18 protein-coding genes are annotated in these 17524 nt (G+C 64.1%); 9 read left to right on the top strand and 9 right to left on the bottom strand.

Annotated features, from left to right (window positions below; genetic code table 11):
- The coding region (locus IG08_RS0133910; protein WP_030611508.1) for a (Fe-S)-binding protein at positions 1-871 on the top strand (871 nt) is incomplete at its 5' end.
- 469 nt (positions 872-1340) lie between these two features.
- Here the strand turns inward: IG08_RS0133910 and IG08_RS0133905 are convergent.
- Positions 1341-1958 carry a cysteine hydrolase family protein gene (locus IG08_RS0133905; protein WP_030611505.1) on the bottom strand — a complete coding sequence of 206 codons (618 nt, stop codon included), beginning with the start codon at positions 1956-1958 and terminating at the stop codon, positions 1341-1343.
- A 46-nt stretch (positions 1959-2004) separates the two neighbouring features.
- Positions 2005-2865: a fumarylacetoacetate hydrolase family protein gene (locus tag IG08_RS0133900; protein ID WP_030611502.1), complete on the bottom strand. Its 861-nt coding sequence runs from the start codon at positions 2863-2865 to the stop codon at positions 2005-2007.
- Positions 2866-2934: 69 nt separating this feature from the next.
- On the opposite strand from IG08_RS0133900, the gene IG08_RS63130 reads away from it, so the two are divergent.
- Positions 2935-3156, top strand: coding sequence for an IS3 family transposase (locus IG08_RS63130; RefSeq protein ID WP_043455902.1), 222 nt, complete (start codon positions 2935-2937; stop codon positions 3154-3156).
- Between the two features lie 191 nt (positions 3157-3347).
- Here IG08_RS63130 and mhpA read toward each other — a convergent pair whose 3' ends face one another.
- From mhpA to IG08_RS63125, 7 genes are all read right to left on the bottom strand, one after another.
- Positions 3348-4967: a bifunctional 3-(3-hydroxy-phenyl)propionate/3-hydroxycinnamic acid hydroxylase MhpA gene (mhpA, locus tag IG08_RS0133890; RefSeq protein ID WP_030611501.1), complete on the bottom strand. Its 1620-nt coding sequence runs from the start codon at positions 4965-4967 to the stop codon at positions 3348-3350.
- A gap of 5 nt (positions 4968-4972) precedes the next feature.
- A complete protein-coding gene (locus tag IG08_RS60800) occupies positions 4973-5137 on the bottom strand; it encodes a hypothetical protein (RefSeq protein ID WP_199820948.1) in 165 nt (54 codons plus the stop codon).
- Entirely contained in the window at positions 5134-6972 is a 1839-nt protein-coding gene (locus IG08_RS57645; RefSeq protein WP_078655851.1) for an FAD-dependent monooxygenase, read from the bottom strand. Before IG08_RS57645 ends, IG08_RS60800 begins: the two co-directional genes overlap by 4 nt.
- Positions 6905-8101, bottom strand: a complete 1197-nt coding sequence (locus tag IG08_RS57640; RefSeq protein WP_078655850.1) for an acyl-CoA dehydrogenase family protein — start codon at positions 8099-8101, stop codon at positions 6905-6907. The genes IG08_RS57645 and IG08_RS57640 overlap by 68 nt, the downstream gene beginning before the upstream one ends.
- Before the next feature lie 77 nt (positions 8102-8178).
- Positions 8179-9177, bottom strand: coding sequence for an amidohydrolase family protein (locus IG08_RS0133875; protein ID WP_234343034.1), 999 nt, complete (start codon positions 9175-9177; stop codon positions 8179-8181).
- A 199-nt stretch (positions 9178-9376) separates the two neighbouring features.
- A complete protein-coding gene (locus IG08_RS54680; RefSeq protein ID WP_420823304.1) occupies positions 9377-10165 on the bottom strand; it encodes an ISAs1 family transposase in 789 nt (262 codons plus the stop codon).
- Between the two features lie 110 nt (positions 10166-10275).
- Positions 10276-10581 carry a transposase family protein gene (locus IG08_RS63125; protein ID WP_420823302.1) on the bottom strand — a complete coding sequence of 102 codons (306 nt, stop codon included), beginning with the start codon at positions 10579-10581 and terminating at the stop codon, positions 10276-10278.
- Between the two features lie 298 nt (positions 10582-10879).
- Here IG08_RS63125 and IG08_RS0133865 point away from each other — a divergent pair, with 298 nt between their 5' ends.
- The 7 genes from IG08_RS0133865 to IG08_RS0133835 all read left to right on the top strand — a co-directional run bounded on the left by IG08_RS0133865 (position 10880) and on the right by IG08_RS0133835 (position 17214).
- Positions 10880-11803, top strand: coding sequence for a LysR family transcriptional regulator (locus IG08_RS0133865; protein WP_030611495.1), 924 nt, complete (start codon positions 10880-10882; stop codon positions 11801-11803).
- 358 nt (positions 11804-12161) lie between these two features.
- Positions 12162-12689: a transposase gene (locus IG08_RS61690; protein WP_338060173.1), complete on the top strand. Its 528-nt coding sequence runs from the start codon at positions 12162-12164 to the stop codon at positions 12687-12689.
- A 253-nt stretch (positions 12690-12942) separates the two neighbouring features.
- Positions 12943-13872 (top strand): VOC family protein, encoded by a 930-nt coding sequence (locus IG08_RS0133855; RefSeq protein WP_030611493.1) that lies wholly within the window; start codon positions 12943-12945, stop codon positions 13870-13872.
- 298 nt (positions 13873-14170) lie between these two features.
- Positions 14171-14851, top strand: a complete 681-nt coding sequence (locus IG08_RS0133850; RefSeq protein WP_234343032.1) for a flavin reductase family protein — start codon at positions 14171-14173, stop codon at positions 14849-14851.
- A 68-nt stretch (positions 14852-14919) separates the two neighbouring features.
- On the top strand, positions 14920-15381 hold the full coding sequence (locus tag IG08_RS0133845; protein ID WP_030611487.1) for an amidohydrolase family protein: 462 nt from the start codon (positions 14920-14922) through the stop codon (positions 15379-15381).
- Positions 15382-15415: 34 nt separating this feature from the next.
- Positions 15416-16279, top strand: coding sequence for an SMP-30/gluconolactonase/LRE family protein (locus IG08_RS0133840; RefSeq protein WP_030611483.1), 864 nt, complete (start codon positions 15416-15418; stop codon positions 16277-16279).
- A 35-nt stretch (positions 16280-16314) separates the two neighbouring features.
- Complete coding sequence (locus tag IG08_RS0133835; RefSeq protein ID WP_052424974.1) at positions 16315-17214, top strand: fumarylacetoacetate hydrolase family protein; 900 nt, start codon at positions 16315-16317, stop codon at positions 17212-17214.
- Positions 17215-17524: the final 310 nt, after the last annotated feature.

Raw genomic sequence — 17524 nt, 5'->3', positions numbered from 1 at the left:
CAAGGACATCGAGGACCTGTCCGAGGTCGAGTACCTGTACTGGGTCGGCTGCGCGGGTGCCCTCGAAGACCGCGCGAAGAAGACCACGAAGGCCTTCGCGGAGCTGCTCCACATCGCGGGCGTCAAGTTCGCGATCATGGGCGGCGACGAGAAGTGCACTGGTGACTCGGCGCGTCGACTGGGCAACGAGCCGTTGTTCCAGGAGCTCGGCATGGAGAACGTGGCGGCGCTGAACATGGCGTTCGGCGAGGACGACAAAGACGAGTCGACCAAGAAGCCCAAGTCGGCGAAGAAGATCGTCGCCACCTGCCCGCACTGCCTCAACACCATCGGCAACGAGTACCCGCAGCTCGGCGGCAACTACGAGACCATCCACCACACCCAGCTGCTCCAGCACCTGGTGGACGACGGCAAGCTGCTCCCGGTCACCCCGGTCGACGGCATCATCACGTACCACGACCCCTGCTACCTGGGCCGCCACAACAAGATCTACACGCCCCCGCGCGAGATCATGTCGGCCGTCCCGGGCCTGCGCCAGCAGGAGATGCACCGCCACAAGGAACGCGGCTTCTGCTGCGGCGCCGGCGGCGCACGGATGTGGATGGAAGAGCGCATCGGCAAACGCATCAACAACGAACGCGTCGACGAGGCACTGTCGCTGAACCCCGACATCGTGTCGACGGCCTGCCCGTTCTGCCTGGTCATGCTCACGGACTCGATGAACGGCAAGAAGAACGACGGCAAGGCCAAGGAGTCCATCACGGTCGTCGACGTCGCCCAGCTGCTCCTGGAGTCCGTGAAGACCCCGGCGGCGGACGAGCCCCCGGCGGGCGAGACGGAGACAGAGAACGCCCCGGAGCCGGTGAAGTAGCTTCTACGGCCGTCACGGCGCCCTCCGCCTCACAAGGACGAGACAGCCCAACGGGCCCGGACCGTGCTGGCCTGCGCGGACGACCTCGTTGCCAACGACCCACTTCGGCGGTACCCACAGCGGCCAGAAGGATGGCCGATCAGCTGTACACGAGTGGGACGCCGTGATGCCGTCAGTCTGCTCCATCCACCCGATCACGAGAGTCGCCAAGGCCTATGGCACCGCTACGGTTCTTCCGGACAAGAGCAGTCAGCTGTCGTGATCGCCGTGCGCCGACGCGCAGCTCCTTCCGCAAGGTCTCAGCAGAAATGGGCCGCTGGCGCACATCCCGGTGCCAGGCGTCAAGCGCCAGGGCCCGTGCCAGCAATGGGTCAGCCCGGGCGCACCGGCGACCGGAACGCCACCGTCGCTACCAAAACCCAGACCAGCACCTCCAGCCCAGCAGGCCGATGCCGAAGTCCGTGACGGTCTACACCGGCTCGGCGGTGACCGACCGGAGCGCGGTGATCACGTCGTCGGACGCGGCGACCTCCGCGAGCATCGCCATCGATGCCAGGGTCGCGTCGTGCGCGGCCTGAGTGGTCGCCGTCATCGCGTCGCCAACCAGGATCGTCCGGTAGCCCAGCTCGCTCGCGTACCGCGCCGTGGTCTCGACGGACATGTTGGTCGCGACTCCGGTGAGGACGAGGGTGTCGATCCCGCGGGCCTGCAGTCGCTCGTGCAGGTCGGTGCCGGCGAAGGCGCCGACCCGTTGGTGGGTGAGCATCTCGTCGCCAGACTCCACGCCCAGCTCCTCGACGATCTCGGCCTGCGGTGACCCGTCGAGCAGGCACCCCATCTCCGAGGCGGAGGCGAGCAGCGCGTTGGAGGGGTTCAGGTTCGCGTAGTCGGCGGCGAACGCAACGCGCGTGAAGATCACCGGCACCGCGGCAGCCCGTGCCGCGCGGATCACCGAGCCGATCACGCCGAGGGTGTTGTGGGCGTCGATCTGCTCGCGGAAGAAGGAGGCGTAGGCGCCGTCGGGACCGACGATGTCGCCCTGACAGTGGATGGCGAGGACGGTGGTGCGGCGCGGATCGAGTTCCATGGAAGCTCCGATGCTCCGAGAGGTGCCGAGAGGTGAAGGGCGGGGTTCAGGTGCCCGCGACGACGTTGGTGAGCGTGCCGATCCCGGTGATGTCGACCTCGACGACGTCGTCGGGCCGCAGGAACTCGGGCGGATCACGGAAGAGCCCGACGCCGCCCGGTGTGCCGGTCACGATGACGTCGCCGGGCGCGAGCGCGGTGAACGTGGAGATGTAGGCGATGAGGTGCGGGATGTCGAACAGCAGGTCGTCGATGGGGGCCGTCTGCCGCACCTCCCCGTTCACCCGGGTGGTCAGGACCCAGTCGCCGATGCGGTCGGCGTCGTCGACGGTCACGAGCCACGGGCCGAACGCGCCCGTTGCGGGGAAGTTTTTGCCGGGCAGGAACTGGCTGGTGTGCCGCTGCCAGTCGCGCACGCTGAAGTCGTTGTAGACCGAGTAGCCCGCCACGACCGCAGCCGCGTCGGCCACGGACACGCGGTGGGCCGGCGCGCCGATCACGACCGCGAGCTCGCCCTCGTAGTCGAGCGACGTGCTCTCCGCCGGGATCCGGACGCAGGCGCGATGCCCGATCTGCGTGTCGGCGTACCGGGAGAACAGCGTCGGGTACTGCGGCTCCGGTCGCCCCGTCTCGACCAGGTGCGTGCGGTAGTTCAGCCCGACGCAGAGGATCTTTCGCGGGTCCGGGATCGGCGGGAGCAGCTGCACGTCCGCGACGGCGCAAGTCGGTGCCTGCCCTGTCACCGCGCCGGCGAGCTCGGCGATCCGGCCGGTGGTCAGGAGCTCGCGCAGGCCCGCGAGCGGCGTGCCGAGCGCCTCGGCGGCGTCGACGATGCTCCGACCGTCGTCGGTGACGACCCCGCAGGACGTCGCTCCATCGTCGGGCTTTCGGTAGCTGACCAGTCGCATCCTGCCGCGCCCCATGCTCGGTGTTGCCCCTGCGCACTATGTCGGACATGCCTTCGCTAGATTCTCTGGATGATCATCAAGACCGAGTGCGTCCGCGGCCGCGTCTTCGCCACGCGGGCCGAGGCGAACCTGGCGCTCTTCGAGTACATCGACGGCTTCTATAACAGCCGGCGCATCCAGAAGCGGCTCGGCTTCCTCAGCCCCATCGAGTTCGAGGAGAAGCACTACGCCAACCGGGCAGCGGCCAAACAAGCGAACCTGAACACCCGTCAAGCCGCCCTTGCCAGCTGATCAGCACCTCCCACACACCGGGGGAACCTCAGAGAGACACGTTCACTGTTGGCTGGATCCGCGTTGGGAAGGCCGAGTCCTTGTCCCCGCACGCATGGTTTTCGTGGTGCCGGCTCGTGGATGGCCTTGGCGCTGATCTCCGTCCTGAAGGTCCCTCAGCCGGTACGGACGTCGTAGCGGATCTCGACGCGTCAGGCTGGGTTGAGAGAGCCGATGAGGACCTGCCTGAGCAGGTCGTCGACGAGGATGGGGAGTTCGGCCAGCTGGCTGGCGCCGAAGACGTAGAAGTCGGGACGCACGAGGACCGCATCGGCGGTGTACTGCTTCAGGTAGCGGGCGTAGGTGCCTTCGACGTCGACGAGCCGGCCCGGTGCGGGCGGGGTCCCCTGGGGCGCCAACTGGATGAAGGTCGTTCCGAGGCGCTGGAGGTCCCGCAGTTGGATGTCGTCGAGCACTGTGGCCGGATCCGCCGCGAGACTCAGCAGGGTGAACCCGTCGGCGGGCATAAAGCGGTCGAGGAGGTCGACCCGACCATCAGCGGCCGCGACGCGGGCCTGCAGTCCGAGTTCTCCAGCGGGTGCGGCGAGCGTGTCGTTGACCCGGTGCACGATGCCCTCCACGAGCTGGGGGAAGTCAGGCATCGGCGGGCGGTAGCCGGCGCGGAACATCTCATCGCGCTCGCGGGCCGCCTCGGGGTCGATGATGCAGGGGACCTTCCCACTCTCGATCGAGATCAGGGTCCAGTCCCGCACATGCGGGTGGCGCTCGAGCTGATAGGTGTCCAAGAGGCTGTCGGGGGCCGTGCCCGCCAGCACCAGGTCGAGCTTCCATGCCAGGTTCAGGGCATCGCGCATGCCCGAGCACATGCCCTGTCCCATGAACGGCGGCATTGTGTGCGCGGCGTCACCGGCGAGGAAGACCCTGCCGACGCGCCACTGGTGCGCGAGCCGTGCCTCGAAGGTGTAGACCAGCTGGCGAACCAGCTCGACGTCCTCAGAGGCCACACCCAACGCGCCGAGCAGTTCCCACGCCTTGGCCTCGGGCGTGAAATCGGCGGCATCCTCCTCGGGACGCAGGTGCCACTCCCAGCGGCGGTGCGAAAGGCCCAGCGGAAGGACGGTGGTGGGGCGCCGGGGGTCGCAGATCTGCCCGCAGTCGAAGGCAAGCCGCAGCGGCCGCTTGAGCCGTGCATCGACGACCAGCCAGCGTTCGTTGAACCCCAGATCCTCGCGATCCACGCCGAGCAACCGCCGGACCAGGCTGTTCGCGCCGTCGGCGGCGACCACGTAGCGTCCGCGCAGGACACGTTGTTCGCCGATCAGCTCCGGCACGGATGACCCCTCGGCGGTCCGGGTCCGTTCGAAGACCACCTCGACGTGGTCAGCATGCTGGGTCAGCCCGACGGCCTGCCACCCGGGCAGGCGAGTGATCATCGGGCTGGCCTCCACGCACTCGAGGAGGCTCCGTTCGAGGATGGCGGAGTTCAGCAAGTAGGCCGAGTGCCAGCCGGATATGCCCTCCTCGCCCCAGGGGAACTCCAGGAGCTTCTCGCCCTCGGCGTTGATCCAGGTGTATTGCTCGGTCGGGAAGGCGTCCTCGAGGGTGGGGCCTTCTGCTTCGAGCCGCTGGAGGACCCGCATGATCTCGTGGTCGATGTGACCGACGCGAGGCAGTCCGTACAACTTTTCCTGCTTGTCCGCGATGACGGCCGAGCGTCCCAGGCGCGCCCAAGTGGCTGCCATCGTCAGGCCGACGGAGCCAGTGCCGATGATGAGCAGGTCGTGGATCTGTTGGTCAGCCGGTTCGGCCATGGTGGTCATCCCTTCTCGGTGAAGGTTTGGGTGAGCTGTCCGATGCCCTCGACCTGGCTGACCAGGGTCTGGCCGGGACGCAGGTAGAGGGGCGGTGTGCGGCCGGCGCTGCAGTTGTGGGCGTGCTTGCGGGATTCGCACGCGCCCTGGCCGTCGGTGTGGCCCTTCACGTTGTCTCGGTGTCGATGCTGGCACCACGCCCGGCCCCGCGAACTTGGTCGATGACAGCTAGAGGATCGCTCGGCATACTGTTCCCGCGCCAGGCGACATAGTGGTCGGGCCTGATTAGGACCAAATCGCGCTCGTAAATCCTGTGCGCGTTTGAATCTCGGACATCAAGTAGCTTGAGCGGGAGACCGCGCGCTTCCGCCGCTTTCAGAAATCCATCAACATCGGCGTCCGTGAACCGAACCAATGTAAAACCTGAACCCAAGAGATCGAATATTGCATCGCCATTTTCGAGAAACACGTGAGGAGATCGAACTCCTGGCCATGTGCTTGGAACGAACCTAACGTGATCCCAATCCGGCTCGTTTGGTTCATGGAAAATTATGGGAGATTCACGGTACCGACCGCCCAGCTCCACGCCGAGAGCTTCATTTTTTGCATTACCAACACTGTAAATGAGCTTCGACAGCTTGGCCCGGGCCTCAGCCCCGGCCTCGCTGTCTTCGTGAATCGCCGGGTCGTAATTTTGGCTAACGCGTCGGCCAACTTCCATGTTCTTTCGCGAATAGTCGGCAGCAAATTTGGCAATGGGGCGACGCTCCGCTTCGATTGATTCCAGAAGTCCGGGCCCACCCCATCCTTGCAGCACGGCAGCGAATTTCCATCCAAGATCTACGGCGTCACCTATGCCTGTGTTCATGCCGTATCCACCTGTGAGAATGACCTGATGAACCGAATCGCCTGCAAGCCACACTCGACCGCGTCCGCAGCCGGTAGCGACCACGGCATGCGGCGACCAGGGATTGGCCTGCAAGATCTCCATATCGAATTCTCGGCCAAGACCTCTATAGACAAGCTGCTTGGGGTCAATTGACTGCTCATCGGTGCCCGGACGGAGGAAATGTTGAACTGTCCACATTTCCTTATCATCTTGCGCGATCAGTGTTGCCCCCGTTGGGCTATGGTAGTGCCAAGCCAGACCAAACTTTTGCAGGAACTGCTTGTCCTGGGATCGGAAGTGAACCATATAAAAGCGAGCGAAGTCGAACTCTCCTTCAAGTTCAAGGCCCAATCCCTTGCGTACTAGACTACCTCCACCATCACAGCCGGCTAGCAACTGGCACCGAAGTGTATGACGTATGCCGGTCTCGACTTCCAGGGCAGTGACGGTAACCCCTTCGTCATCTTCGGCAAAGCCCTCAAAAGCCCAGCCGAATCGAATGTCAACCAAAGGTGACGCGTCGAGTATCTCTCGGAAGACGGGTTCCAAAACGACTTGCGACAGCCGCATGTTCGGTTCAAGCGGCTGCGAACCGTCATTATTCTGGCGTATGCGTTCGCGGACCTCATGGACGTTAGGGTATTTGAACCGAGCCAGTTCCCATTCGGACAATCTGGTCACATATGAAACATCCATGCAATTCTCTCGCGGAACGGCATGATCCCGAATGCGTTCAGAAAGGCCAAGGCGCCTGAATAGCTCCATGCTACGGCCATTGGTTATATCCATCTTAGGATGGCCCGTGGTTGAAGGGTTCCGTTCAATGACGAGAACCTCGATCCCACGCCACTGTAGCTCTATCGCTGCCGTCAATCCTACGGGGCCGCCACCAACAACAATTACGGGAAATTCGCTTCTCACGTCTCTAGCCCCCACTGGTTCGATTGAAACTGTTTTGACGGTTTGCGTGACTCGACGGCGGTAAAGGCTGCGCCGACTTTGCCGTGCAGTGCTCCACGCGCCCCGTAGCCCTCGATGATGGCGAGGATCACTTAGGCCCCGCTGGCTCGAGACCGAGCATATGCTGTCCGGCCGCCGAAAAGACGCGCGGCGCATCGAAGTTGAGATGGCGCGACGCCGCGTTGATATCACGCCAGAAGCGTTGCAACGGCAGATTGCTATCGGCGGACGAAGCGCCCGCCAATTCCATTACCTGGTTCGTGGCATCTGTCGCCAGGCGCACGCTCATTACGATGCTGCTGCGAACGGTGATGCTGTCTTCCACGCTCGGCATTTCACCAGCGAATATCGTCTCCTCGACCTGTTCCAGAGTTGCGACCAGCGAGACAAAGGCCGCATGGATCATCGCCTGAGCGCGACCAATGCGTTCCTGCACGAAGGGATTTTGCTCAGCCCCCATCTTCATGCCCGGCTTCATCGCCTTCTGTAGCTTGACCTTCATCGCGTCGACGAACAGGTTGAGAGCGCCCTGCGCCATACCGAGCACCGGCGCTGCGAGCGCCGCGCCGCCAAAGAGGAATGAAAAGTTGGCAGGAAGGTTGCCCGGTATCGCGCACCCCGGTACCTTGCGCGGCCCTATGTCGTCGAAATATATGAGGCGATGCGCGGGCACGAACACCGGCTTGTCGACGTACATCGTCTTGCTGCCGGTGCCCTGCATGCCACTGACGAACCAGCTATTCTGGTCTATAGTCAGCTCACTCATTGGCATCAGGAGCCAGACCGTGCTTGTCGGCCGGCCATTTGTTTCCGGCAGGACTGCGGATACGACCGCCCATTGCGAATTTTCGCAATTGCTCGAAAACGGCCAACGGCCCCAGACATTGAAACCGCCCTGGACCGCTTCGCAACTGCCCGTCGGCACGACAGCTACTGCAAGCAGATTGCCTGGTTCCTCCAGCCAGACGTCATCCTGCGCCTGCTTGGACCAGTAGGAGGCGAACCAACTGTTGCAATTGGCCAGCATCGCACACCATGCGGTGCTGCCACAGCCTTGACCCAACTCATAGCCGATGTGGACAAGCACACTCGGTCCATAGCTGAATCCGCCATAGAGAGCTGAACGGGATAGGTCCGTGAGACCAGCGTCGGCCAGACGGGTCATGGTGTTCACTGAAACGCGGCGATCGGCTTCGGTGCGCGCACCGGCTTCCAGTAGCTCTTTTCGAAAGGAACGGGCGCGAATGACAAGATCGGAGACAGACGGGCTCGACGTTGAGTCCATGGTTATATCCGTTTCTCGTCCGTGGGTACGGACACGATTTGGGCGGCGCCATCCTGGGCGGTCGGATCGCTGTCCAATCAGCGAGAGATGTGAAACAGGCGCTCGGCATTGATGTGGCTGATCTTGGCGCGCTGGGTCTCGGTCAGGTCGGCATCCTGAAGAAATGCGGTTGCGGCCGTGCTGTCCTCGTACGGATGGTCGATGGCGAACATGACGTTGTCCTCGCCAAGTCGATTGATGCAGAAGGCGAGCGCCTCCGGGTCGTGCATACCGCTGGTCGTCACAGCAAAGTTGCGGCGCAGGTACTCGCTGGGCGTCAGCTCAAGCTTGACCATGCCCAAGGCCTGGCCGGCCGCGCGATACGTGAATGCATACCTGTTGTCCAGTCGCGTCGTCCAGAACGGCAAGCCCTCGCCGAGATGCCCGAGGATCACCTTCAAGTTCGGATGGCGGTCGAATGCGCCACTGAGGATGAGCCGCATGGCATGCGTTCCAGCTTCGGCCTGATATCCCCAAAGCGCGGCCACCATGCCGTACTTCTGGTACGGTGCGAGCATTTGCGGGCTCGGGGCACGAGGATGCAGGTAGATGGGCGCGTTGTGTGACTCTGCTGCCTCGAGCAAGAGCTCGAAATCGGGCTCGTCCAGATAGCGCCCGAACGTATGGGAATATATCATTACTCCGCCGAGGCCGAGCGGGCCCATGATTCGTTCAATTTCCAATGCGGCTTGCTTCGGATCCTGTGGTGCGACCGTACCGAGGCCGGCGAAGCGCGTTGGCCATCGCTTGATGACCTCGGCCAACTGGTCGTTGAAGTCGCGGGCCAGCGGCACTGCCGACTCCGTCTCGTATGGCTGAACGCCGGGTGGATTGAGGCTCAACACCGCCATGTCTGTGCCATTGAGATCCATTTCTTGCAGGCGTTTCTCGAAGTCGACGAGTTTCGTACGCAACGCGGCATCGTTCTCCAAGCCGCGCATAAAGGTCATCTCTGTCTTGTCGTCCGGCCAGACCGAGAGACCGTGCGCCACTTCGAGATAGGCGGCGGTGGTGAAATGCTCCTCAACTGCGACCACGCGTTGATTTTTTATCATTCAATCCGACCTCCCACATCTGGTCACGATTACGTCGCATGCCTCTGTCCGATTCGGCTATGCCGCGTGTGGTTCGCTTCACACTAGATGCTGTCTAGATGCTGTGTCGTCCATGCTGATAGCACCTGTTTTTGATAGCACTCATCAACCGGGTCGATGGCTATCGCGGTGCAGGGCTGATTCAAAGTCGTTCTGATCTTGCTGTGGTGCTGGTCAGCTGATGTCCAGGAACGGGCGGGTAAAGGGTTCGTAGGAGGCTTCGCGGAGTCCGGCGGCGATGTTGCGGTGGCCCGCCGCGCGAAGGGCGTTGATCGCGAGGTTGCGGAGGGTGGCCATGTTGGCCGACCCGTGCCCGGTACGGATCTTCGAGCGTCCTCGGCGAAGGTGGTGTCCCGGACGTGGTGGAGCCGGTTCTCGATCGTCCTTCCCCAAGCTCTTCGGGCAGGGGAGACCCCATGGAGCGGGCCAGCCGGGCGATCTTCTGCGGGGACGCCTCGGCCGAGGCGAGATCGGTGATCGCGTAGACGGTTTCACGCGTGCACTTCCCGCTCGTGACATCGACGCGGTAGCGCAGGATACGGGCGGCCTGGACGACATGGGGGAAGTCCAGGCCCAGGCCGGTGACGGTCAGCACGCGGGTGGCCCGGGTCTCCCTGCGGCCGTGACCTGCCTCTCGGTCGTAGCGGCGGGCGGTGACCTCCTTCCACGGCAACGCGCGCAGGGCGGCGAACAGTTCGGGCTGGTTGGCCTTGACCAGCAGCAGGAAGTGCGCCTTCTTGTCCTCGACGAGGAAACGGACGTGCGCCTGCTGGGTGTGCAGGGCATCGGCCGTGACCGTGACACCGGCCAGGTCAAAGGGGGCAAGCAAGGCGGCGAAGCAGGTGATCTCGTTGGTCTTGCCCGGGACCGGGAGCTGCGTGACGGTCCGGCCGTCACCGGTCATCGCGGCCAGCAGGTGCACGGCCGGCACCTCGCGGTGGCGCGAGCCACGGGCGGTCTTGCCGTCCACCGCCACACTGGCCGCACCGGCAGGATCGGCGCCGGTCAGATCGGCCAGGCCGCCGGGACACACGGCACCGATCACGCGCCGGATGGTGGCCGGTGAGGGAGCCGTGCGGACAGCGAGGGCACCGACGGTGCGGGCGCCGAGACGGGCCAGGGCGTATGCGGTGCCGAGCGTGCCCACTGTCCAATTGCCGTCCAGGAACGGGCGCCGGCTGTCACCGCGCACGCCGCGATCAGCAGTACCGCCACGAACGGGTGACGCACTCCGCGCCGCTTTCGCGGGTCGGGCAGTGTCCCGAGCCGTTCGGCGAGTGAGGGAAGGGACCGATGCTGACGCGGGGGCGACTTGGTCAGACAGACGGTGGCAGACTGGCGGCACATCGAAGCTCCGTTGGGCGAAGGCGACTTGGGAAGGTCACCTGCACAACGGAGCCTCGTTGCGTGCGACGCGGCCCCACCGGACATCGTCACACCCTCGTGGCCTGCACACCTACGAGATCACCCCGACTTTGAAATCGCCCTGTATCGCGGTGTATCAGACAGGCCGAGACGTAGCCCGTCGACACCTCGGCGCCCAGCAGCGCGGACATCATTTCCGCGGCCCGCTCGATCCTGATCACGTGCGATGCCATCGGCGTGGGGTACCGTCAGCGCAGAGCTGCAAAGGGGCGGTGAGCCAATGGATTCGGACCGGCAGCTGCAGCGCCTCGATCTGAACCTGCTCCTCGCGTTCGATGCGTTGATCACAGAGTGCAACGTGACCCGGGCGGCCGCGCGATTGGCGGTCGGGCAGCCGGCGATGAGCGCATCATTGGCGCGACTGCGGAAGTTCTTCGGGGATCCACTCCTGGTCCGCGAGGGGCGCGGTCTGCGCCCGACTCACACCGCGCTGGAACTCGCCGTACCGATCCGCGCGGCGCTGGACTCGATCGAGTCGGCAGTCCGCGCCACGTCAGAGTTCAACCCGCGCTCCGACCAGCGTACGTTCACCGTGATGGCCAGCGACTACGCGCTGCTGATCTTGCTCTGTCCGCTGTTGGCCGAACTCGAGGACGAGGCACCGAACCTGCAGCTGAACGTCCAACCGACCACCGGGGACTTCGCCGACCGGCTCAACCGGTCACAGCTGGATCTCCTTGTCTGCCCGACCGAGCGGGCCACAGGTGGGATCGAGTCGCGAACGACGCGACTGTTCAGCGATCGACTGATGTGCGTGGTTGACCGCAACCATCCCGACATCGGAGATCGGATCACCGAGGAGCAGTTCCGCACGCTGCCGTACGTGACCTACTACAACGGTGGCGATCCGACGATCAGCGAATTGCGGTTCCGGGCGTTAGGCATCCAGCGGCCGGTGGACGTGTACACCCAGAGCTGGGTCATCCAGCCGCTGATGCTGCCCGGCACCCGCTTCATCACACTGCTGCCCGAACGGCTGGCGAACCACTTCGCCGCCCACCTCGGTCTCCGCCTGCTCGAACCGCCCTACCGGCTCGAGCCGTTGACGGAGGCGATGTACTGGTCATCTCGCACCGACGCCGATCCGGCGCACCGCTGGCTACGCGAGCGGGTCCAGCACGCGGCCGCGAAGATGGAGCGATAGCAGCATCGACGATTCAATGATAAGAGATCAACGCGCGGTCGCAGTTGAGGAGCTTTCACCTGAGCTTGATTCCGTCGGGGATCTTGGAGTTTCTCGGTGCGATAGCTTGATCAACGGGCATGCTCGGTTAGTTCCGCCGACCGACGAAGCTGTCGAGGTGCCTGGTGTCCCTTCGCCCCCGTTCCGGTGAGCAAGTCCCGCCTCTGACCGCGCAGATTGCGTGGGCGAGCAACCCGGGTGGCACGACGGCGATATGGGTGCGTGACCGGCTGGACGGGCTGTGGTGCGACAAGGACTTCGCCGACTGGTACCCGCGGGACGGACGTCCGGGACTTTCGCCTGCTCAGCTGGCCACCGTATGCGTACTGCAGTTCCTGGCCTGTCGGACCGGCAGGCCGCCGAGGCGGTCCGCTGCCGGATCGACTTCAAATACGCCATGGCCATGGAGCTGGACGACCCCGGCTTCCACCACAGCGTGCTCGCCGACCTCCGCAGCCGTCTCGCCGAAGACGACCGCGCCGGCCGCCTCCTCGACCTCGCGCTGGCCCGTCTCAAGGAGGCCGGACTGGTGCGCGAACGCACCACGCAGCGCACCGACTCCACCCACGTCCTGGCCGCCGTACACGTGCGCGAGGCAATCGCACGACACGGCCGAGGAGTTGAAGTCAACAGGTGTCACCACGTACACATACGACAACAGGGCCTCCTGGTACTGCTCGTACTGATTTGCATCACCGACCTACCAAGGTGTCTGCCTTCATGCACGGACAACTGGAAGATCACCCAACCAGGAACCCTGTTCGACCTACACGTTCCACGGTCGGTTGAGATACGGCTTCTAACGCTGCTCGCTGATGGTCAGCCAGCAGGGCTTGACCGCGACTGAAGCCGGCATCGTCATAGGCGTGTTCGGTCGGTCTCCCGCTGGCCTTCGGCGTTGCAGCGTCGATCGCGCTCCGTTCCGCCACACGACGGCAGGAGCGGACCGGGGGACGCAGCATTGACACCATCGATCACTGTCATCGAAAACCGTAGCTAACAGCATTGGCGATGCGGCCCGTAGTGTCGCTGCTATCGCAAGATTCCAACCTTGAACGGGCAATCCGCCCGATAGGAAGCTGGACGAGGCGAGGAGAAACATGACACAGCCTGGAAACTCTCCGCTCACCCATCTTCGGCACGTCGGTTTCGCGGTGCCCGACTTCCAGGAAGCCATCGAGTTCTACCGCACTCTGTGGGGCCTGCAAGTGGTCGACGAGGACTCCGACGTCGTGTTCTTCGGCACGCCGGCCGACCCGGAGCACTACGTGCTCCGGGTTCGCAAGGACGCCGACAAGCGGTTGGACCTGATCGCGTTCGCCGCGAACAGCGCCGCCGAGGTCGACCAGTTGGCGCAGCGCCTCGGCTCGGCTGGAGTCCAGCTCGTGCGAGAACCAGACACACTCGGCACCCCGGGCGGAGGCTACGGCTTCCGATTTTTCGATCCGGATGGTCGCCTCATCGAGATTTCCTCCAATGTCCAGGAGCGGCCGTGGCGGCCCTTGGAACAACGTGAGTCGATCCCGCGGAAGCTCAGCCACGTAGTGATCAATTCCACGAACGTCGCCGCTACCAAAAAGTTCTACGAAGAGCACCTGGGATTCCGGCTCTCGGACTGGCTCGAAGACAAGATGTGTTTCATGCGGGTCCGGCAGGACCATCATATCCTGGCAATCGCCCAAGGGCCCCATACCTCGCTGAATCACGTGTCGTTCGAGATGCGCGGGATCGACGAGTTCATGCGCGGAACCGGGCGGCTGGTTCGCGGTGGCCAGAACCTGATCTGGGGCCCGGGGCGGCACAGCGCCGGCGACAACACGTTCTCCTACTTCACCGACCCGGTGGGCAACGTCGTCGAGTACACGACCGAACTCGAGCGCATCGACGACGATGCGGCCTGGCGGCCTCGCACTTTTATCTCCGGTCCTGAGCAAAAGGATCAATGGGGAACTGCCGGACCGTTCGAACCGATGCTTGCGGCCATGCACAACGACCCCGACAAGGGTGTGTGGACTCCGTCCCCACTCTGACTCGACATTTCAACGCGCGGTGTGAGGTTACGTCCACTCGCTGAAGCGGAGCCCGGAGCCGACAGTTGCGATGTCGCTGTCAGAATCGGGGTCGGCAGTTGCCCGGTGTTCCTCCTCGAATCGCTGCCGGGAATCAATTAGCGATACCCACGCTGTACATATGCATTGGCTGACTTGACGCGCCATGCAGGTCAGGTCCCCGGATGCCCAACCGTCCTGGAAAGCGAGATGGCGGCCAGTGCTTGTCCCGCGCCACACTGGTCGGGGCCACACGGCCAACGACCCTAAGAAGGCACTTATGCTTCTCCCTGAGAAGGCACTTACGCTATTCGGCCGGGATGCATTCGGCTTCGACGTCAGCGGATCCGATTTCGACGTCTTCGGACCCGATTTCGACGTCAGCGGACCCGATGTTATGACACCGCAAGGGAATGGAACGGTCTCGATACCCGCAGGGGAAGAGACCTTGATGAGCCGTATTGCCGATCTCGACTCCGGACGCGCGATCCGAGAGCACGAGTTCCGTGCCGCCGTGGGCTGCTACGCCTCAGGCCTGACCGTCGTCGCAGCGCTGGACGAGATGGGTAACCCGGCTGGCCTGACCTGTCAGTCATTCTCCTCGCTGTCGCTGGAACCGCCATTGATCTTGGTCTGTATCGGGCGGAGATCGTCGAGCTGGGCTCGTATCGAGCCCACCGGCCGGTTCGGTGTCAGCATCCTCGCCGAGGAGCAGCAGGAGATATGCGCCGCAATCGGCCGAAGCGGTGGGGACAAGTTCGGCTCTATTGACTGGCACGCTTCCGCTGACGGAGCCGTGCACATCGAGGGCGCCCTGGCCACGATCAACTGCCGGATCAGCACCATCCATGATGGCGGGGACCACCTCGTCGTCATCGGAGAAGTCATGGGCCTGACTGTCCGAGATGCCGGCGCGCCGCTCTTGTACTTCCGTGGCAACTTCGGCACAGGAGCATCCTGAACCATGACGGCGCAGAAAAAGCTGCTGATCAGCGGCGGAATCATCCCCCGAGCACAGCGAAGCCGCGGTTGCAGGCGCTGCAGGATTCCGGCCTACGGGCGGTATTCGCCTCCGGCAAGAGTTTCCCGCGGATGCCGGCCGAGGGAAGCGATATTCCCGATGACGCGCGCCGCGTACGGTCGCAACTCCTACCGGACAAGCTCGGCACTGTGTTGCCAGGCACGACATTGACCCCGCACGACCTGTTGGAGTTCGCGACGCTCCGCGGGGCGGCCGCCTGTGGTCTCGAGGACAAAGCGCTGACCGTCGGTAAGCAGGCGGATATCGTCCTGATCCGTCGGAACGACCTTAATCTCGCGCCGTTCAACGACCCTGCCGGGTCACTCGTCGCCGCCGGCCATGCCGGCAACGTGGATACAGTCCTGATCGCCGGTAAATTCTCAAACAGAACGGAAAGCTCGTCCGGATCGACATCGGCGATGTCCTCGGGCGCGCACGCGATTCAGGACGGTGGCTGCTGGCGCAGTTAGGGCCCGGCCGGTCGAGCTAGCTTGGAGTGGTGCCGTGTTCAACGATTTGCCCGGCATGGGTGATCAAAAGCTGGTGACCGACCAGGTCTTGTACGCGGAGTCCCCACGGTGGCGACAGGGGAGGCTCTTCTTTTCCGACGTCCACGACTACAAGGTCAAATGCGTCGACCTCGACGGCAACATCACGGTGCTTGCCGACGTGCCGAACCGGCCGGCCGGAATCGGGTTCATGCCTGATGGTCAGCTGGTCGTGGCCACGGCCTTCGACCGTTGCATATGGACGGTGACGGCAGGAAGGCTGAACCTGCTCGCGGACTTGTCAACCCTGTCTTCGGGCTTGCTCAACGACATGGTGGTGGACGGCAATGGCCGCGCCTACGTCGGTGCCACCGGATTCAACCTGATGGCCGGCGAATCACCCAAGCCTGGACAGGTCATCAAGGTCGAGATGAAAGAGCCACCCGTCGTAGTGGCGGACGATGTAATGTTTCCCAACGGTATCGCGGTCAGCGCTGCCGGCGATCGGCTGTTCTTGGCCGAGACCGCCGCTCACCGGGTCAGCACCTTTGGCATCGCCCAGGACGGGACGCTTACCGACAGGCGGCTTTTCGTCCAACTCGATACCGAACCCGACGGGCTGTGCCTGGACGGAGACGATGGCGTCTGGGTCGCCCTGCTGCGAGGCAGTGAGTTCATCCGGTTCGACGCCGACGCGCGGCAGACGCACGCGATTGATGCGGAAGGACGCCTGGCGGTGGCGTGCGTCCTGGGCGGGGAGAACCGCTTACACCTGTTTCTGTGCTCGGCCGACACCACCATGGAACGGCTCGCCCGCGGCGTCAGCAGCGGAAGAATCCACGTGACTGTCGCGTCCGCACCGGGCGCGGGATGGCCCTGACCGATTCCACACCTTGCGCGCCCACTGGAGGGCCAATGCTTTTCGGCTTTGCCACGATCGAGCATGCTGGCCGTTCCGTCCCGGCCATCACCTGTGGCGAGGATGTCTGGCCGCTGGCCGACCTCGTGCCCATCGACAGCTGTCCCGCCGCTGTCCCCGACGATCTGCACGGACTGCTCGTCGAGTGGGACAGTTGGACCGATGCCGTGGAAAAGGTGCTCGCCAGCAGCATCAGGCCACGGTCACGGTCTGCGGCCGAGACCGTATTCCTGCCACCGCTACCCGCGCCATCCGCCGTCTACTGCGCGGGCGCCAACTACCGTGACCACGTCGAGGAGATGGGCGCGACGCCGCCGGACCCAGCGACCGACAGGCCGTTCCATTTCCTGGTCCCCCCCACATCTCTCAGCGGGCACGGCGCTACGGTCCCCAAGCCCCCTGACGTCCGTAAGCTCGACTGGGAGGCCGAGCTGGTCGCCGTCATCGGCCGCACTGCCGACGACGTCGACGCCGAACGGGCACTCGACTATGTTGCCGGGTACACCGTAGCCAACGACCTGTCGTGTCGCGACGAGCGATTTCGGTCGCCGATGTTCGGAATCGATTGGATGGCGCACAAGGGCCGCCGCGCGCTCACCCCGGTTGGCCCATCTATAGTTCCAGCGCGATTCGTTCCCGACCCCTTGGCGCTCAGCTTGCGGCTGAGTGTGAACGAAACCACGCGTCAGGACAGCACGACCGGCCAGATGATCTTCTCAGTCGCGCAACAGATCGCCGCGCTTAGCGCTCTCACGCCGCTGCAGCCAGGCGATCTCGTCCTCACTGGCACACCGGCGGGCACAGCGGGCGCCCACGGTGGCCTCTATCTGGAGCCGGGGGACGTTGTCGTCGCCGAGATCGATGGCATCGGGCGGCTGGAGAACCGGATCGGCTGAAGAGCGGCTGAAGAGCACGGCCAGCGATGACACTCATGTGTCACCGTCCGACCACGCCGGCGGAGAGGTCGATCTCCGCCGGCGCAGAGGCCCGGCATGCGCAGCATGGCCACGACCGCTTCTGCTACCTCGCTCTCGTCCACCATGCGGTGTAACGCGGAGCGGGACACGAATACCTCCTCCGCCGCTTCGACTGACGAGCCGGTCCGCTCAGCCTCGAGCCGTCGCTGATCACCATCGAGGGTCGGCGGGCGATCGCCCCATGGACGCTCACTCGTCGCCAGACCATTGCTCTCAGACATATCAGCCG

The sequence above is a fragment of the Streptomyces fulvoviolaceus genome (genome assembly GCF_000718165.1).
Lineage (GTDB): Bacteria > Actinomycetota > Actinomycetes > Streptomycetales > Streptomycetaceae > Streptomyces > Streptomyces fulvoviolaceus.
This window is presented reverse-complemented; position numbering and strand designations above follow the sequence as displayed.